The following is an 18,772-nucleotide window of genomic DNA, read 5'->3' as shown; positions in this document are numbered from 1 at the left end:
CAAATAATGGCTTTTGATATAGACATGATCAAAAAGGTTTATTCTCAATATGATGAGCGTGTAAAAGCGGCCCGTCAAGTTGTAAATAAACCATTGACTCTAGCTGAGAAAATTTTATATACGCATCTTTGGGATGGTAATGCCTCAGAAGCATACGAGCGTGGCAAATCCTACGTTGATTTTGCACCGGACCGTGTAGCTATGCAGGACGCAACTGCACAGATGGCTTTATTGCAATTCATGCAAGCGGGTCGTCCGAAAGCAGCAGTTCCTTCAACTGTTCACTGTGACCACTTGATTCAAGCGCGTGATGGAGCAGCAGAGGATTTAAATCGTGCTAAAAATGAAAGCTCAGAAGTGTTCAACTTCTTGAGTTCTGTATCGAATAAATACGGTATTGGTTTCTGGAAACCAGGTGCTGGTATTATCCACCAAGTAGTATTGGAAAACTATGCTTTCCCAGGTGGTATGATGATCGGTACTGACTCCCACACTGTAAATGCAGGTGGTTTAGGTATGGTAGCTATCGGTGTTGGTGGTGCAGATGCTTGTGACGTGATGGCAGGATTACCTTGGGAGCTAAAATTCCCTAAATTGATCGGTGTAAAATTAACAGGTAAACTTTCTGGTTGGGCAGCTCCAAAAGATGTGATCTTGAAAGTTGCTGGTATCTTAACTGTAAAAGGTGGTACTGGTGCTATCGTAGAATACTTCGGTGAAGGTGCTGAATCTTTATCATGTACTGGTAAAGGAACAATCTGTAACATGGGTGCTGAAATTGGTGCTACAACATCAACGTTCGGATATGATGCTTCTATGGAGCGTTACTTGCGTGCTACAGACCGTGCAGAAGTTGCTGATGCTGCAAATGCAATCAAGGAACACTTGACAGCTGACCCTGAGGTTTATGCAAACCCTGAGCAATACTTCGATCAATTGATCGAAATCAACTTATCTGAGTTAGAACCATCATTGAATGGTCCATTTACTCCAGATTTATATACTCCAATTTCACGTATGCGTGAGGAAGCTGGTAAAAACGGCTGGCCTACAAAAGTAGAGTGGGGATTGATTGGTTCATGTACGAACTCTTCATACGAAGATTTATCGCGTGCTGCATCTATCGCTCGCCAAGCTGTTGAAAAAGGACTTGTAACTAAAGCTGAATTCGGTATCAACCCAGGTTCAGAGCAAGTTCGTTTCACTGCTGACCGTGATGGATTATTGAAAACTTTCGAAGATCTTAACGCTACTATCTTTACCAATGCATGTGGACCATGTATCGGTATGTGGGATCGCGCTGGATCAGAGAAACAAGAGAAAAACACTATCGTTCACTCCTTCAACCGTAACTTTGCAAAACGTGCTGATGGTAACCCGAATACCTTTGCTTTCGTAACTTCTCCAGAAATGGTTGCTGCGATCGCTATCTCAGGTGATTTAGGATTCAACCCTCTTACAGATACGTTGACCAACAAAAACGGCGAACAAGTAAAACTTGATCCTCCTACTGGGGATGAATTACCAGAAAAAGGATTCGCAGTGGATGATCCTGGATACCAAGCTCCTGCAGCTGATGGATCTAGCGTAACTGTTGATGTAAGTCCTGATTCAGACCGTCTACAGTTGTTAGAGCCGTTTGCAGCGTGGGAAGGTACTGACCTTAAAGGTTTGAAGTTACTGATCAAAGCTAAAGGTAAATGTACTACTGACCATATCTCTATGGCTGGTCCTTGGTTGAAATACCGTGGTCACTTAGACAACATTTCTAACAATATGTTGATCGGTGCAGTTAACTACTTCAACGACAAGACCGATAATGTGAAGAACCAATTGACTGGTGAATACGGTCCTGTTCCTGCAACCCAACGTGCTTACAAAGCTCAAGGTATTGGTTCAATCGTTGTTGGTGATGAAAACTATGGTGAAGGTTCATCTCGTGAGCACGCTGCTATGGAACCTCGTCACTTAGGTGTTCGTGCGGTATTGGTAAAATCATTTGCTCGTATCCACGAAACTAACTTGAAAAAACAAGGTATGCTTGGTCTTACCTTCGCGAATAAAGATGATTACGATAAAATCAACGAAGACGATACTATCGATATCATTGGATTAACTGAATTTGCTCCAAACAAACCGCTTACATTGGTATTACACCATGCTGACGGTACATCTGAAGAGATTCTTGCAAACCACACTTACAACGAACAACAAATCGGTTGGTTCAAAGCTGGTGGTGCATTGAATATCATCCGTGCAAATCAGAAATAGTATTTAGTAGTTAGTACTTAGTATTTAGTATTTAGACTAGTGCTGCTAACTCGGAAGGTGCTGTTCCATTGGGACAGCACCTTTTTTATGTAGGGGACCCTTTCCTCAATCGTTCAAACAAAAATTATCTCTATCTTTATTCACCTAATAAGCCAAACTAAACATGAATACAAGTTTATTTAAAAGCATTGCATTAGGTGCAATGTTGTTATCTACTGGAATGATGGAAATAAAAGCGCAGAAAATACCCTATGAACTGGATGCCAAAAAGAATACTACTGTAACTTATCAAGAATTGCAACAATACTATTCTTCCCTTTTGAAGGGAAGAAAGGATGTGAAAATGATTGATTATGGATTGACGGATGTGGGTAAGCCTTTGCAACTGATTGTTCTCTCCAATGATGGTGATTTTGATCCTAAGAGTATAAAAGCAAAGGGAAAGGCCGTTATGTTGATCAACAATGGGATCCATCCAGGGGAGCCAGAAGGAATAGATGCTTCCATGATGTTTATCAGGAATCTCCTTCAGGGAAATAAATTACCTGACAATTTGGTGCTTTGCGTAATTCCGGTCTATAATATTGCCGGGATGCTTAACCGAGGTGAGTCAAGGGTAAATCAAAATGGTCCCAATGAATATGGTTTTAGAGGGACGAGACAGCATTATGATCTGAATCGAGATTTTATTAAAGGGGATACACGAAATTCCAGATTATTCCAAAAGATTTTCAGTACTTGGGATCCCGATGTATTTTTCGATACCCATACCAGTAACGGAGCGGATTACCAATATGTGATGACCCTGATTGAAACACATAAGGATAAATTGCATCAGGATCTCGCTCCTTATATGAAATCTAAATTCACGGATGAACTTTATAGGAGAATGGATAAAGAGGGCTTTCCGATGGTTCCTTATGTGAACTCAAAAGGGGAGACCCCTGAGTCTGGGTTGGTATCATTTCTAGAAAGTCCGCGATATTCTACAGGATATGCTGCGCTGCATAATACCATTGGCTATATGCCTGAAACCCACATGTGGAAACCTTATCAGCAAAGAGTCGAGTCTACCTATGCCTTGATGAAGAATTTATTTGAGGTTTCCGTCAAAGAGTCCAAAGACCTGGTTGCTTTACGAAAGAAGATAAAAGAAAAAGTTGCTTCACAAACAGATTTCCCTGTTAGTTGGACCTTGGACACGGAGAATGTAGGAAAAATTGAATTCAGGGGATTTGAATCAGGAAAAAAAGCTAGTGAGGTATCCGGACAGGAAAGATTGTATTATGATAGGGATAAACCATTCAGCAAGCAAGTTCCTTATTTCGCTAATTATAAGCCATCCATCATCATCAAGAAGCCAAAGGCTTATATCGTACCTCAGGCTTATGATAGGTTGATAGAACTGATGCAAACGAACGGTGTAAAGATGAAGCAGTTGGCACAGGATGAAATCAAGGAAGTGGAAATGTACTATATCACATCTTATAAGACCCAAGGTTCTGTTTATGAAGGACATTATCCGCATCATTCTGTAGAGGTCAGTTCAAAAATGATGCAAGTGCCATTTTATAAAGGCGATTGGATCATTGAAACCAATCAGGATATTAATCGTTATATCGTAGAAACTCTGGAACCACAGGCGATGGACTCCTTTTTTAACTGGAATTTCTTTGACGCGATTCTTTCGCAGAAAGAATATTTTTCGGCCTATATTTTTGAAGATACAGCAGCCGAACTGTTGAAGAATGATGCCGAATTAAAAAAGAGTTTTGAGGAAGCTAAAAAGCAAGATCCAAAATTAGCAGAAAGTGGAAGGGCGCAATTGGAATGGATCTATAAACGTACGCATCATTTTGAGCATGATTACATGCTGTATCCGGTAGGTCGGATACTTTGATGAATATGATAAATAAAGAGCTTCCAAGATTAATTTTTGGAAGCTTTTTTATTTATGGCGATTTGATTTCTGTTGACAAAAGGTTGTCATCCATCGGTCTTAAATTTGATTATTCAATCATTTAAAAAGAAAATATTATGAGCACTACAGGAATTATTACGAAAGAAAACTTTTTGGACCATTGGCAAGGACATAGAGGCTTAACGAGAAAAACAATTGAGAAGTTTCCAGAAAAGGAATTATTTGAATATAGCATAGGAGGGATGCGTCCTTTCAGTGATTTGGTAAAGGAAATATTGACTATTGGATTACCAGGTCTAGAGGGGATTAACAATAATACCACTGAGGGCTTTAACCATGATGTTCCATTTAATACCAAAGAAGCCTTATTGGCGGAGTGGGACAGACAGACGCCATTGATTACTGAATATTACAATAAAATTCCAGTGGAAAGGTTTGCAGAAGATTACAACCTATTTGGACAATTTAATGCGCCGATCTATGATAACCTGTTATATTTTGTGGATAATGAGGTCCATCACCGTGCCCAAGGCTATGTTTACCTCAGGAGTTTAGGAATCGAACCTCCAATGTTCTATGACAGATAGAAATAGGAAAGGCTGCTCTTTTTACAGAGCAGCCTTTTTTATATATGTCGCATCCAATTATTTTTCTTCAAAAACTGAATTTACTTCAGTGATTTTCCAGCCTTCACTGTCTTGTACCATGGTAAGGTAGTCAACACGTTTGAAGTTGGAGAAATTAAGGGTTACTTTAGCAAGGCTGTATTTTCCAGCTTTCTCAACGATTTGATAGTCGCTATCACAGTTGAAAGTAAATCCTTTCTGGCTTTTGATCTGTTTGATATAGTTGGTCCTTGAAAGCGGTGCTTGATTGTATTCAGTATTGTATTTCAAGGTGAAATCTTTGCCTAATAGGTTGTCCAAATGTTCAACATCACCTTTTACTGAAGTATTGATGTATGCATCAATTACGTTCTCTACTACGGCACTGTTTAATTTGTCTTTGTCTTTATCGATTGCAAATGCTGTGAATGATGAAGCGAATAATAGACCTGCGATTGCGAATGTTTTTACTAAATTTTTCATGACTTATTTTTTTAATGATTAATACCTGTTTTATTTTTTCTTGTTATTTCTTATTTGATACTTCAAAGGTATAGCAGAAATACAGGCCATAACAGGCAAAATAGGTCAATTCTGAAGCTTTCTCGGTGAATGTTGCTGATATTTCGGTGAATGTTCCTGAGGATTTTGATGGAGGATTCACCGAAGGATTTACCCTGTTTATTGAAGGTTTGGTCCCATCTCTTCGACGAAAATCTCCTCAGCAGCTATTCGAATCGTTCTACCACTCATAAACATAAAGATGTCTCGTTACTTTTGGAGCGCAAAAGTAACCAAACCGACGAAGGAGCTCACGGATACCAAAAACAACTCGAATCCGTAAACGCTTCGGCCCATTTAAGGTGGCTTTTCGCACATCCTCATACACATGGATAGAATGCCTTGTTGTCGGGAATATCTTTCAGAAGATCATCCCTTTTGAAGGGATGATCTTCTGAAAGCATTCCAAGGCCAATCCCATCGCACAAGTCGACGGCATTCTATCCATCTCTCCGCCACTGGAAATGAGCCGGTGGCTAAAGTGCTTCCTTCTGAAGGATAAATGTTTGCAGAAAACCCCCAGCGGGGGTGAAATCTTTGTAGAAAAATGTACCGTTTACCGGATAACCCCTGGAAGGGGTGAAATATTTTTCTATAAATCTACCCTAGGAAAGGAAATAGTTCGTTCGCTGTGCTCTCGATGACAACAATTCTATTAAAATAAAAAAATAGATTCTTCGCTGCGCTCTGAATCCCTCTCTGGGACATTTCCAATTCTAAACGATTAGTGAAGAATCTGTACGATAATGCCGCACAATTTCCTGTCATTCTCAATCGGAGATTGAGGACCTGTACGCCAATGCAGCATTGGATGTTTTTCTTTTTGAAGGTTCGCATCTTTCCGAGACACTTCGTTCCTCAGTGTGAACCGGAAAAGAAAGGCATTTTTATCGATGTACTGCCCCAGAGGGGTTCAATTATTTTAGCAATCCCATCGCACAAGTCGACGGCATTCTATCCATCTCTCCGCCAAGGAAATGAGCCGGGGGCTAAAGTGCTTCCTTCGGAAGGATTGATGTTTGTTGAGCCAACCCCTTCAAGATTGTGACCTCCTTATAAAATGAATTGATTATGGAGAATCCATAAAAAAAACAACCTAAGGATCCCTTAGGTTGTTAGTGTTATAATTTAATTGAGATTAGAAGCTTATTACATGGCTGGCATACTCAGCATCCTTGTTCATTAAGGAAACCTCTAGATTTTCACCAGCTTTTGTGTTTTCAGGTTTTTTGATTTCAAATATTTCACCCACTTTCACTTCTCCTTGCGTTTTTTCATTTACATATATAGTTAGGGGTTCATTTACTTGGTCACCGATCACCTTGTATTCAAATTTATCCTTATCATCTGCGATAAGTTCGATTTTGCCTTTTGCTGCTGGCTCTACAAATTCCGTTTGATTCATATTTAATTCTGAGGGAATTTCTTTGGTTTCAGGGTTTCCGAAAAGTAAACTTCCTATAAACAATGCTGAAAAAAATAGTTCATTCATATGATTGATCTTTTGTTATATGTTTAATTAATCTATTGTAATAACGATGTTACAAATAGGATTATTGCATTTACCATGCCAAAGGAGGGGATTTAAGGTTTTTTAACAGGTCAAGAATGGAGATAAAAGAAAAAATCCTGAGCTGGGGAAGCTCAGGATTTTACCAAACCAATTATTAACCTAAATTATGAAATTACTCTTTATTACTCTTTTGCTTTTCTTTGATATTATAACGAGATGATTTAAACTTTCGTGTCTTTTTAGTTTTAGATTAACATCTTTTAACAAAGAATTAGCGTAATTCAATAATTTTCGGTCAGTTTGTTTATATTTTAATCTTTTGAGATAATGTTCTTTGCAAAATAAGCCATTGGGAAATAGGCGAACACCAAATCCACAAAGGTATACCATAATGGAGAGGGCAACATGAAAATTGATGCCAAGCCCCCCAAGAAGAAGAATACCGCAATAACCATCGCAAATGTCAATTTGCTGCTCGGTGCAATCCATGCAGCTACCAGAGCGCCAACAAATGTCCCTAATGCATGGGCTAGAAATGGAAAAATGAAATGTTTTGGCTCAAATAGATGCATTCCAGCCTTCAGGCCTTCAGCAGTCGTAACATCCACTCCATCTGGCGGAGGTATTACTGTGCCACTAATAGAAACTAAGGCCATGTTGACCACGGAGCCAACTACAATGCCTAAAACGACAGCAAGGATCTTACGAAGTATCGGATTCATTTGGATTAATAATTTGAACAAATGTAATTCAAAAAGCAATAGAAAGGAGAAAATTGAAAAATAAAATGACGGCTAAATTATTCCGAAAGTTTAGTTTTAGCTAGTTCAACGGATTCCACAAAGTTAACAAGCCTGCCTTTGTTGCTCTCGGAAATAAAATCGCGTAAACTCTGGCTATTGTATTTCGAAAAGTCACCCACGATCATCAATCTTACCCGATAGGTAGAGAATTTCTGTAGGATCTCGCCGGCCATTTTCGTCTTTAAGTCAAAGAAATCTGGATGTATATTCTTTTCATGGATGATCAGCCTGTCAAATCCTTGGTAATAAACATCTCCCATCACATCCGTTCCGTCTTCTACGGTTTTCCAGATATAATCGTCGGCTTGAATTTCTGCAATTTGATGATTGTTGAGGGTGTGATTTGTTAATATCATTGGATTTCGAGGAATAATTTATAAAAATAATAAATTTCTTAGATAAAACTTAACCTTTTCTTAATGAAATACTTTTAAGGGTAATAGGGAAAAAGCAACCCCACTTAAGGGATTTAAGTGGGGTTAAGGTATAAAGATAATAGTTATTGTGATTTTCTTTTTTAGTGGTTTGTTGCTTTCCTTTTGCAGGTAGAGATTCCCAAGATGCTATATAATGGACAGAATCCAATTAAACTGGTCAGGACAAATACTCCTGCAACAACCAATAGAACAATCGCTAATGTTCCGGAAATAACTTTTGTGAAAAACAAAACTGCAATAATCACTGCAATGATAATTCTGATCGTTTTGTCTTGTGGGCCCATGTTAGTTTTCATAAGTAAATGATTTAGGGTGAACACTAAAACAAAAATGCACTTTATCTTATCACTTGTCAGTGACTTTTATCACATTGGAGAGAAAATTTCTACTTTATTTCTAAAAAGTTTCAAAATCCCTTTTTGCTCCAATTGTTTTAATGATCGGGAGATTACTTCTCTCGATGTAGAAAGTTCATTGGCAATCTCTTGATGCGTGATGTTGAGGATGTTGCTTTGTACAGCTTCGGTCTTGGCCTTTAAATAATCCATTAGGCGCTCATCAATTTTTTTGAAGGCAACACTGTCTAAAGTATTGATGATTTCATCATATCGATTGTCCATTGTCCTCAATACAAACATTCTCCAGCTCGCATAGCTATCATACCATTTTACGGAAGTGGAGGATGGGATTGCAATGAGTTCCACCTTTTCCTCTGCAATGGCTTTGATATTGCTCAGCTTGTTCATTAATGATGTGGATAAGGAGACTGCACAACTCTGACCAGCTTTTATATAGTACAGAATCAATTCATTGCCCTCATTAGTTTCTCGAATTACCTTAATGGTACCTTTCAGTAGGATGGGGATGACTTTTATGTATTTGTTCGGTTCTATAATAATATCCCCGGTATTAAAATCAAGCTTGATACCTACTTGGTCAAACTCTGCCCTTAAACCCTGCTCCAAGAGAAAATCAAACTTTTTATTACTCATCTGAACTTTAGTTGTGTGATACAATTATTTAAACAATATTAATGTTTAAACAATAAATATAGATAATGGGGAAATCATAAAAGGCTAATTTTTCCAAAAAATAAAAATTATTAGTATTTCGACTACAAGATTTGGCGGAATATTAGGGAATAATAATTTTTATATTCAAGTAGGTCATTTCTTTATCCTGATAATAAAATAACTTTTGGGTCCTTGGTAATGTTTAATCAACATAGCCGATTTTCAATTAAGTATTAACTATGCTGGTTAAAGTAGAGTATGGTAGTTATTTTCTTTATTTTATACATTCACACCAAAAATATATCCGACCAATGCCGATAGCAGCATCGCAATCGTTCCCCAAATAACAATCCTAATGATTGGTTTCAGCAGTTTAGCTCCACCTGTTTTGGCAGATACTGCCCCAAGGATAATTAATGAAATAATGGTGAACCCATACAGGGAATACTCCAAATACTCCATTGGGGCAAACAAGACCACCAATAGGGGTAGTAGACCGCCTGCGGTAAAGGCAGCGCCAGAAGCCAATGCTGCTTGGATCGGATTAGCTTGGTTTATATCGGTTATTCCCAGTTCATCCCTGATATGTGCAGAAAGAGCATCATGTTCGGTCATTTCTTTGGCCACTAGCAAGGCAGTTTCCTTTTTCAAGCCACGCTCTTCATAGATCTTGGCCAACATTTGCAGTTCCAGCTCAGGCATTTCTTCCAATTCTTTTGCCTCCCTTTTTATATCCGCCTTCTCAATATCGGTCTGCGAACTGACCGATACATATTCACCTGCTGCCATGGACAATGCTCCAGCTACCATGCTGGCAACGGTGGCAAGCAAAATTGGATCTCTACTGCTGCTTGCAGTTGCAACCCCTATCGCTAAACTGGCAACAGAAATTATTCCATCATTGGCACCCAAAACAGCAGCCCTTAACCAATTGCTCCGGTGTATATAATGGGTCTCTAGGTATTTGTCGATTGTTGTCATGAGATAAGGTTATTAGTACTTTAATTTATATTAAATAATCCTTAATAATTATGCTCCAATAAGCATGCTGATCAATGCTTGAAATTAAATAAAGGAGTATACAGTTTATCTGATAATTGAACCACTTCGTTAAACAAATCGTTCAGTTGTACCAAATTGTTGGTTAATGAAGGTTTAGCACTTAGAATGGATTTGACCTTCTTTGCTAAATCCTTGGGTTTATGATCCGCTTTTTCCAAAATTTCAATGGCTTTTTTATCCGATATGGGATAAATTTCATTGATAGCAAAAAGTGCTTGAACTATGGACTTCAATCCTCGGGTCAAACAGCCAAAAGTATTATAGTAGTCATTGTTCTTGGCAAATCCTTCGGCATTAATGATGGTGAATTCAGCTGCCCACAGAGAGTCTTGTACAATTTTATTCTTTAGATTTTCCGGATAGATCTTGACCAATGATTTTAAGTACTGAAGAACATTTTGGGGGTCGAATATAGGTTTGCAGACTTCCACCTCGGCCAGGTAAAACATCGACGAAAATCCGTATGGAGGCTGTTGATCAAAATGATTTTCCCAAATGCCCTCCATAGCGTCCTGAATCGTTCTCCTTACCTGGTTGATATTGCGGTAAAGGAAATCAATCTTTCCAGCTTCCGTCTGGATCCAAGCGCCACCATTGACCCAAGGTCCCCATTGATAAAATTGGGTTACGGTCGGAGCATTGTCCAGGGCATATTTCTTCGCAATTTTCTGTATTTCTTGGATATCAAAGGGGTTGTTTTCATGGTAATAGATCCCAATATCTATATCAGAATCTGCATTTGCCCTTCCTGAAGCATAGGAACCACCCAAGACTACAGCTGATACATGTTCTACTTTTTCCAGATCACTGCAAATCGCATCAAATATTTTCTGTTTTTCAGGAGGTAGATTCATACCCTTAATTTAATCATTTTATTGCATTTCCAATTTGACCTTAATGGCATCAAGCAATCTTGTTTCAAAATCTTTGATTACCATTTTGGCCCAAAAATTAGCATAGAAATTCATTTTTGAGGTAATCCTATAATCACAGGATAGGGTAACCTTGGTTTGATTTGATGAAATAGGCGATAGGCTGTAATAAATATTTTCAAACTCAAAATTATTCCCTTTTAGTACATGATTATCGGTTGGTCTATCGCGCAATTGAGATTTATTAAGGTTTATTTTATAATTGACATACTGATTTTCAACCTGTTTTTCTATGGTTTCATAGAGTGCCAAGCCATCCGTAAACTGCCCTATTCTATATTGGGTTCCGTTTTTCTGAAATAATTTAGATTCTATAGGTCGAGGGATTCCGATAAATTGAAAAAAACCTTCCTTATACTCTTTGTCCGTCAAATGGGGAACCTCTACTAAATTGGGGAAAATATATTCAGGACTCTTATTGATAATGAGACTATAGGAAACTTTGTAATCTTGAGTTCTGTCAGGAAATGACTTTTCGATTGGGAGAAAGATCAGAGGAAGAAACACTAAAGAGAGTAGCTTCTTCTTTTGCTCCCTTTTTTTCAACAAGCTCCCCGCAATAAATCCAACCGTACCAGCGATCAAAAAAAAGGGTAGGCCGATAATGAGAATGCAAAATAGGTCCTCCAGTTTAGTAACGACTGCTATTACGATAAATAGGAATACTGAAATAATCGGATAAAAAAAGGACTTTAAACCATTTTCATAGACTTGGTTCTTGAGGAATAAAATTGGGATAACACCTATAATAACTGGTGTAATGAAAATGAAGGAAATATTATAGACATTATTCGAAAAAATAATAGAATCCTGCTCAACAAAAAATCTAATGATTAAGCCATACAGCGCAGCTATTAGTATTCCAAGATATTGGGAAGGATTTTTTATTGGAATCTGCATAGGTTCAAATTTTATATTCAAGGTAAATAAGATAATTTGACCAAGCAAATAAATGTACCATGAATTTGTTTACTGTTAACCTACAGTTTTCGATTCCTTATTGGGAATGGTTTAAAGAAATACAGGCTTTCTACAAATTCTCTACTTATTATTTGGGGAATTCTTCTGAAACCTCTGCCACAGAGGAGAATAGGAATTGCCAAATGAAATAGATAATGATCAATGAAATAATCAAGACAATGATCCAAATCCATGTATTTCTAAAGTTCTTATCTTCTAACATGCTAATTAAACAGTTAATACAGTGTTTTGGTTGAAAGAAATTACCGAGCATAAAAAATCCTAAGCCGGGGAAGCTTAGGATTTTTATTACTAACCAATTATTAACCTAAATTATGAAATTATTTACTCATTACTCTTTTACTCTGTTTGTACTATTAAAACGCAAAGCCTATGCCTATCTTATATACGGCAGTAAGGATTAACAAATTTTAACGAATATTTAGTCTTAAAGCTATTCAAGTGGGTTAATGTGCAAATCTAGTCTTCAATAAATAAGCGGGACTGCTGTATTTGATCTGGTCAGTTTTCCTGCCAATATTTCCCCAAAAACTATTCAGTGAATTGTTGAACATAGCTTACTTTAATTCGAGTCTTATTCGAGCCATATTCGAGAATTCCTTTTAAATTCGTTGTGGATTTCCCGAGGATACTTTGAATATTATTTTAGCCATTTTGCAAAAATTCCGAATATGCCTCGAATGAGGTTCAGAACATCTGTAAAATAAAAAACCTAAGCCGGGGAAGCTTAGGTTTTTATTACTAACCAATTATTAACCTAAATTATGAAATTATTTACTCATTACTCTTTTACTCTGTTTGTACTATAAAAACGCAAAGCCTGTGCCTATCTTATATTTGGTAGTATGGATTAACATTTTTTAACGGAGAGGGGGGGCAATTTGAGGTAAGAAGGTTCCAGGGGTTGTTACGAAGGTTCTCGGAACCATACAAACCAATATTGTATTGGCGTACAATCCTTCAAACCAAGTTAACAACTATGGGGTCATCCTGACTCAGGAAGGATCTCAAAACCATACAAACCATTTTGCATTGGCGTACAGTCCTTCAAACCAAGTTAACAACTATGGGGTCATCCTGACGCAGGAAGGATCTCTAAACCATACAAACCATTTTGCATTGACGTACAGGTCCTTTAAACCAAGTTAACAACTATGGGGTCATCCTGACGCAGGAAGGATCTCAAAACCATACAAACCATTTTGCATTGGCGTACAATCCTTTAAACCAAGTTAACAACTATGGGGTCATCCTGACGCAGGAAGGATCTCAAAACCATACAAACCATTTTGCATTGGCGAACAATCCTTCAAACCAAGTTAACAACTATGGGGTCATCCTGACGCAGGAAGGATCTCTAAACCATGCAAACCATTTTGCATTGGCGAACAATCCTTCAAACCAAGTTAACAACTATGGGGTTATCCTGACGCAGGAAGGATCTCTAAACCATACAAACCATTTTGCATTGGCGTACAGGTTCTTAACCTTCGGTTAAGAATGACAAGATATACAAGGAGAGAACCGTACAGATTCTTCACTGATCGTTCAGAATTGAAAATGGGCAATGTTCTTTTTTACTGTCAACCTGAGAATGAAAAATTTGGAAAAAATTTATCGGAAGTTGATGACAGCATGTTGGCAATGAAAATCTATTAGCTCTTTTGTTTTTTTAATATAGAACCCCATTTGGGGTTCCATTATTTTAGCAGACATGGCACGTTAGCCTGGAAGTCGCGCAAAAACGCTGTTCGATTAATCGAACAGCGTTTTTGCATTAGCCCTTTATTGTTTACCATCCATGCTAAAATAATTCATCCCCGCTGGGGATGTATGGTGGATAAAAAATATTCTTCTAGTGAGGAAATATAGGTCTAAATACCTAAAAGAACAGATTTAACAAACGTGTCATTTGTAGGCACGAAGGTTCTCTAAACCATACAAACCATTTTGCATTAGCGTACAGGTCCTTTACCTTCGGTAAAGGATGACAGAACCCGTGGGGGAAGAACCGTACAGATTCTTCACTGATCGTTCAGAATTGGAAATGGATAATGTTCCTGCTCAAAAAGAAATATCATAATTTCCTTATTTGTTTCTTAATGAATTTCACTTATAAGTGATTAATAATCAATAAGATTTATTTACATTAGCTCTGTGTTTTACAATCGGTTCCAAAGATTGTTGTCTAGATTCCAATACGATTAAATTGATAGGTTATGTTGTATCCAATTTCTAAAGACAGGAGCTTGTTTACTAGATTCCAAGGGCCTAGCAAGTGGTTAGTATATCTATCCATTGGCATTATCTTTATCCTATTTTTGACGGTGTTCCAGGATTTTTTGGAATCCAGGAGGAGTGGGTATGTGTTCATATTTTCTGAATCCCTATTGTTCAATGTTTTTTGGGTTCTGTGCATTCCAGTCCTGTTCGTCCTTCAAAGAAAGCTGAGAAAATATCCAGTTCAGGATTTAAAGCTGTCAGCATTGTTTATTGCGGCAGCTATGGCGGTACATTTGACCTTGTTGCCCCTAATTGCTTCCATTATTTCAATCTTATTTTACCATGGTCAGTATAGCTTTTATAAGTTTCTGACTTATTCCATTAGCCATGATCTCTATAAATTATTTATTATCTACACAGGTTTTGTGCTTGGACATAGATTTGTTGCTAAATCCTCTGAAAAGTTGATTGAAGAGATTCCGATTGATAAAAAGACTGTGGCTTCCATTCTTGTCCAAAATGGGAAAGAGAAAATCTTGGTAAAGACCGAGGATATTTATGCGATTAGTTCTGCCAGTCCTTATGTATGCCTTCAGGTGGAACACAAAGATTATCTCCATAATGCTACCTTAAAAAGCATGAGCGAAACCTTGGATGAAAATCAATTTGTGCGGATCCATAAAAGTACGCTGGTCAACATTTCGAAACTGAATTCTTTTAAGTCTAGGCTGAATGGCGATTATGATCTATTTATGTCCAATGGAAAATGCCTTCGTTTGAGCAGGACTTATGCAGCAAATTTTAAGTTCCGCTTGCAATATCTTAATCAGGTTGTGCAATAAAGTCCACGGCTTAGCCTATTCCATTTTTATACCTTTCCATTAGGTTCTAACTTGGCGTAATAATCACAAAAAATACGCTGTTATGAACTTAAAGAACAATCTTTCAATTTTATTGATGTCGCTGATGTGTACTGTTATGGCATCATGCAAAGGCCAAAATTTACGTATAGTGGGAGGTCCTTGCGAAGGCTGTGAGGCGATCTATGAGTATGGGGACAAGCGGTTGGCTTCCGTGGATACCCTTCCAGAATTTGAGAACAATGAGCCTATGATGAAGGTAACCGGCATTGTTTACAAGAAAGGAACAAGGATCCCAGCGGAGAATGTCATTGTCTATATCTACCATACCAATCGACAAGGGGTCTATCAGACCAAAGGCGATGAAAAGGGCTGGGCGAAACGGCATGGTTATATCCGTGGCTGGGTCAAGACTGGGAAAGATGGAAAATATACCTTCTATTCTTTCCGACCTGGTTCCTATCCCGACCGAAGCGAACCTGAGCATATCCATATTACCATCAAGGAGCCGACTACTAATGAATATTATCTCGATGAGTACTTCTTTGCAGATGATCCACTGTTGAAGCAATCGTTTATAGAAAAATTGCCTAAGCGCGGTGGTTCAGGGATTGTTACACCGGTGATGGAAGGAGGGATGCTGGTAATAAAAAGAGATTTATTGTTGGGTGAAAATATTCCGGATTATTAGAATACAGAATAGCTCCATAGGGGAGGAATAAGCTGCGGTGAACAATTTCAATCCTGCTTGCTGTACGTTTTAAAGTGTGAATGTGATGAGCTAATACACCTAATAAAAACCGCGAGAAACTGATAGAATCTCGCGGTTTTAATTTTAGGTAAGTAAATACCAGACTGTTAGAAAACAGAAAAGCTCTCTAAGAAGAGAGCTTTTAAGTACGCCAATTAGGGTTCGAACCTAAGACCTACGGTTTAGAAAACCGTTGCTCTATCCAGCTGAGCTATTGGCGCCTGATTTTGTGAAGCAAAAGTAGGTATTTGCTTGATAAAAGCAAAATAAAATCTCTTTTTTTACTGGAATAATCATTAACTAATTGCCTTCCAAGTACATATTTTTAATATTTTGCTGGTCTTTCCTCGATACTATTAAAGTTGTTAATAAATTCCGGCATTGGATAAAATAATTTCCTGCTCTAATGGGTTAAAAATCAGCTTAATTAGGCTATAAAGGGGATTTTAAACCATATTATTTTCATTTTTTATTTGGAGATCAAGTCAGAATTTGTACTTTTGTCGCGGAGAGTTGGCAGAGTGGTCGAATGCGGCGGTCTTGAAAACCGTTAACTGTCACAGGTTCGGGGGTTCGAATCCCTCACTCTCCGCACAAAAAGCCTTCATCGAAAAGATGAAGGCTTTTTTGCGTAGGTGAGGGATCGAACCTTGTGCCGGGCGGGGTTCGACCCGAAGGGGGTTCAGGGTTTGCGTTGGGGGCTTGTGGGGCTGAACCAATCCCTCACGGGTGCTGGTCATAAATGTTCCTGAAAAATGAATTCAAAAAGCCTTCATCGCAAGATGAAGGCTTTTTTGCGTAGGTGAGGGATCGAACCTTGTGCCGGGCGGGGTTCGACCCGCAGGGGGTTCAGGGTTTGCGCTGGGGGCTTAAGGGGCTGAACCAATCCCTCACTCTCCGCTGAGAGGGTCTTTATTAAAAAGATCCTCTTTTTTTTCGTATATCAGCAAACTTTTTTCTTTCATTTTCAGATAGTTATGGGATAGCAAACCGAGCATCGTAGGTGTTCGATAAATCCCATTTTCATAGTACAGGTTGCTGTCGAGCACCATATTTACAAATTCCCTTTTTTGAAGTGTATCGGATACATCATATACATGGCGCATATCCGTTAACAGATTAAGGTTATCTTCCAATATGCAAAATGCCTCACTTTTATCGTTGCTCAACCGTTCGATCGCTCCTTTAAGCGTCAGGATCTCATTACTGTATATCGAATACCAACGGTCATAGGTATCTTTGTTGATTTCATTCTTTATCCACTTTTCTTCTACAACAAGCAGTTTTTCTTCCACCTTATGCAGTTGGCTTTTCTTTTCGATAACCTTTTTACGATTGCTTTCCAATTCTACTTCAAGCGAATTTTTGGTTTCTGTACTGATCTTTTTTACCTTCGCTGTTGGCAGGCTCATGAGTTCACAGGCTTCCAAAAATTGGTCATGGGCTTTTATCGCGCTGATGTTGTTGTGCTTAGAATATTTGCATTTGTAATAATAGAAATATTTGCCCGATTTGCCTCTTGACGGTGCGCCGGACAATGGATTTCCACAATGACACTTCAATACTCCGCGTAACGGGATTTCATGGTCTAATACCGTCATTGTTTTTTCGGGGCGTTTCATTTTTTCCTGTACCATCATCCAAGTGGTCTTGTCAATGATAGGCTCATGGATAGCCTCGAATAGCCCGCCTTCATACTCTTTATAGGCATCTACTTTCAATAGTCCTGCATAGGTAGGATTTTTCAGCACACGTTCGATAGCCATATTGCCTTTGGTCGCAAAACCCAATTGTCCTGCTTGTTCCTTTATCAGATAGAGTGGTGTATCTCTTAAATAGGCATCATAAATGAAACGAACGATCAACAGACTTGCTTGACAACTGCTCTTGTATAAATGTTTTACCCTCATTTCCAACTTTCCTTTCCCTCTTTGCTTCTTTGTGCTCAATAGTTTTGGCAATCTCAACAATCGCCTTCGTATCTTTATCGAGGACTATAAAGCCAGAGGACTTTGTTGTTTGATTTGCTACTCTTTCTCCTTAAGGAATATGCGAAGAAAAGGTCTGGACGAAATAATTGGATTGACCTATCTAAACCTATCTACTTAAGTACTCCGCAAAAGGATGAGGAATCATCTGGAGTTAAATCGATTTTACTATCACAAAAAGAGATTGAATTTGTCAATGATTGAAACAATTTAGTTTGACGATTACATAGACGGATTAGGTTTTCCAGAAATCTTTTTAATAACCTTTGACAGCTTTATTTTAAATATATTTTTTTTGGAAATTAACCCTATAGGCCATTTCGGAATGACCTCCATTCCCTGTAACTATTATTTGAAAAAGCGGAATGCTTTAAAGTTTATAGAAATTGGCAAAAAATTTTATTAAGGAAAATTTACTAACCAAGATTAGGCTAGCATTGCAAAATGATTCTGAACTAAATTGATTGCAAGCAACTTTTTATCCATGAGAGTGTTCGAAAGTTCAAAAAATTAGACATTCCTACTTCATTACGTTCTTTCATTGAGCTATAACTTGCGGAAGCGCTTTTAAATGAACCTTCAAAAAGAATTTTGAAAAACATAGAGGTTAAAAAATTACAATGGTGTTTTTTCTCAGAATGGAAGTAAATACTTTGGCGAACGGATATTCCATAGACTGATTCCTGCCAATATAACAGGTTCGTAAGCGGATAACCATAAATTATTTAAAAAAAAATTTACAATAAAAATAAATTATTATATCTTTATGATAATATATACACTTATACATCTGTTAAATTAACTTAAATAATAAAAAAAACTAAAATGATTGCTCATATTTCCTTTAAATA

General features: G+C 37.9%; 18 protein-coding genes and 2 tRNA genes. 8 read left to right on the top strand and 12 right to left on the bottom strand.

Going from position 1 to position 18,772, the window contains the following annotated elements:
• Positions 1-6: 6 nt before the first annotated feature.
• The 3 genes from CKW03_RS12770 (at position 7) to CKW03_RS12760 (ending at position 4,779) form a co-directional block, all read left to right on the top strand.
• Complete coding sequence (locus CKW03_RS12770) at positions 7-2,271, top strand: aconitate hydratase (RefSeq protein WP_093097487.1); 2,265 nt, start codon at positions 7-9, stop codon at positions 2,269-2,271.
• Between the two features lie 163 nt (positions 2,272-2,434).
• Entirely contained in the window at positions 2,435-4,171 is a 1,737-nt protein-coding gene (locus tag CKW03_RS12765; RefSeq protein WP_236736475.1) for a M14 family zinc carboxypeptidase, read from the top strand.
• Between the two features lie 137 nt (positions 4,172-4,308).
• Complete coding sequence (locus CKW03_RS12760) at positions 4,309-4,779, top strand: DinB family protein (RefSeq protein ID WP_093097485.1); 471 nt, start codon at positions 4,309-4,311, stop codon at positions 4,777-4,779.
• Positions 4,780-4,836: 57 nt separating this feature from the next.
• Here the strand turns inward: CKW03_RS12760 and CKW03_RS12755 are convergent, their stop codons facing one another.
• The 10 genes from CKW03_RS12755 to CKW03_RS20770 all read right to left on the bottom strand — a co-directional run bounded on the left by CKW03_RS12755 (position 4,837) and on the right by CKW03_RS20770 (position 12,301).
• On the bottom strand, positions 4,837-5,280 hold the full coding sequence (locus CKW03_RS12755; RefSeq protein WP_093097484.1) for a nuclear transport factor 2 family protein: 444 nt from the start codon (positions 5,278-5,280) through the stop codon (positions 4,837-4,839).
• Positions 5,281-6,496: 1,216 nt separating this feature from the next.
• Positions 6,497-6,850: a hypothetical protein gene (locus CKW03_RS12745; RefSeq protein ID WP_093097481.1), complete on the bottom strand. Its 354-nt coding sequence runs from the start codon at positions 6,848-6,850 to the stop codon at positions 6,497-6,499.
• Between the two features lie 332 nt (positions 6,851-7,182).
• Positions 7,183-7,593, bottom strand: a complete 411-nt coding sequence (locus CKW03_RS12740) for a hypothetical protein (RefSeq protein ID WP_093097479.1) — start codon at positions 7,591-7,593, stop codon at positions 7,183-7,185.
• Between the two features lie 77 nt (positions 7,594-7,670).
• Positions 7,671-8,030 carry a DUF4180 domain-containing protein gene (locus tag CKW03_RS12735; protein WP_093097477.1) on the bottom strand — a complete coding sequence of 120 codons (360 nt, stop codon included), beginning with the start codon at positions 8,028-8,030 and terminating at the stop codon, positions 7,671-7,673.
• A 161-nt stretch (positions 8,031-8,191) separates the two neighbouring features.
• A complete protein-coding gene (locus CKW03_RS12730; protein WP_093097476.1) occupies positions 8,192-8,407 on the bottom strand; it encodes a YgaP family membrane protein in 216 nt (71 codons plus the stop codon).
• A gap of 69 nt (positions 8,408-8,476) precedes the next feature.
• The gene (locus CKW03_RS12725; protein ID WP_093097474.1) at positions 8,477-9,103 is read right to left on the bottom strand and encodes a Crp/Fnr family transcriptional regulator; all 627 of its coding nucleotides are present in this window, start codon (positions 9,101-9,103) and stop codon (positions 8,477-8,479) included.
• Between the two features lie 300 nt (positions 9,104-9,403).
• Positions 9,404-10,105 (bottom strand): VIT1/CCC1 transporter family protein, encoded by a 702-nt coding sequence (locus CKW03_RS12720; RefSeq protein WP_093097472.1) that lies wholly within the window; start codon positions 10,103-10,105, stop codon positions 9,404-9,406.
• A 71-nt stretch (positions 10,106-10,176) separates the two neighbouring features.
• The gene (locus CKW03_RS12715; protein WP_093097471.1) at positions 10,177-11,040 is read right to left on the bottom strand and encodes a nucleotidyltransferase domain-containing protein; all 864 of its coding nucleotides are present in this window, start codon (positions 11,038-11,040) and stop codon (positions 10,177-10,179) included.
• 18 nt (positions 11,041-11,058) lie between these two features.
• Complete coding sequence (locus CKW03_RS12710) at positions 11,059-12,018, bottom strand: hypothetical protein (RefSeq protein WP_197700938.1); 960 nt, start codon at positions 12,016-12,018, stop codon at positions 11,059-11,061.
• 148 nt (positions 12,019-12,166) lie between these two features.
• Positions 12,167-12,301 carry a hypothetical protein gene (locus CKW03_RS20770; protein WP_261772042.1) on the bottom strand — a complete coding sequence of 45 codons (135 nt, stop codon included), beginning with the start codon at positions 12,299-12,301 and terminating at the stop codon, positions 12,167-12,169.
• 743 nt (positions 12,302-13,044) lie between these two features.
• Here CKW03_RS20770 and CKW03_RS20445 point away from each other — a divergent pair.
• The 4 genes from CKW03_RS20445 (at position 13,045) to CKW03_RS12695 (ending at position 15,873) form a co-directional block, all read left to right on the top strand.
• A complete protein-coding gene (locus tag CKW03_RS20445; RefSeq protein ID WP_139185458.1) occupies positions 13,045-13,248 on the top strand; it encodes a hypothetical protein in 204 nt (67 codons plus the stop codon).
• Positions 13,249-13,306: 58 nt separating this feature from the next.
• Positions 13,307-13,597: a hypothetical protein gene (locus tag CKW03_RS12705; protein ID WP_093097469.1), complete on the top strand. Its 291-nt coding sequence runs from the start codon at positions 13,307-13,309 to the stop codon at positions 13,595-13,597.
• A 721-nt stretch (positions 13,598-14,318) separates the two neighbouring features.
• A complete protein-coding gene (locus CKW03_RS12700) occupies positions 14,319-15,164 on the top strand; it encodes a LytR/AlgR family response regulator transcription factor (RefSeq protein WP_093097468.1) in 846 nt (281 codons plus the stop codon).
• An 82-nt stretch (positions 15,165-15,246) separates the two neighbouring features.
• Positions 15,247-15,873, top strand: coding sequence for a dioxygenase family protein (locus CKW03_RS12695; RefSeq protein WP_093097466.1), 627 nt, complete (start codon positions 15,247-15,249; stop codon positions 15,871-15,873).
• Positions 15,874-16,080: 207 nt separating this feature from the next.
• Here the strand turns inward: CKW03_RS12695 and CKW03_RS12690 are convergent.
• A tRNA-Arg gene (locus CKW03_RS12690) sits at positions 16,081-16,154 on the bottom strand.
• Between the two features lie 286 nt (positions 16,155-16,440).
• On the opposite strand from CKW03_RS12690, the gene CKW03_RS12685 reads away from it, so the two are divergent.
• Positions 16,441-16,525, top strand: a tRNA-Ser gene (locus CKW03_RS12685).
• 298 nt (positions 16,526-16,823) lie between these two features.
• Here CKW03_RS12685 and CKW03_RS12675 read toward each other — a convergent pair.
• Entirely contained in the window at positions 16,824-17,882 is a 1,059-nt protein-coding gene (locus CKW03_RS12675; RefSeq protein ID WP_139185457.1) for a recombinase family protein, read from the bottom strand.
• Positions 17,883-18,772 lie beyond the last annotated feature (890 nt).

It is taken from the genome of Sphingobacterium mizutaii (assembly GCF_900187125.1).
Lineage (GTDB): Bacteria > Bacteroidota > Bacteroidia > Sphingobacteriales > Sphingobacteriaceae > Sphingobacterium > Sphingobacterium mizutaii.
This window is presented reverse-complemented; position numbering and strand designations above follow the sequence as displayed.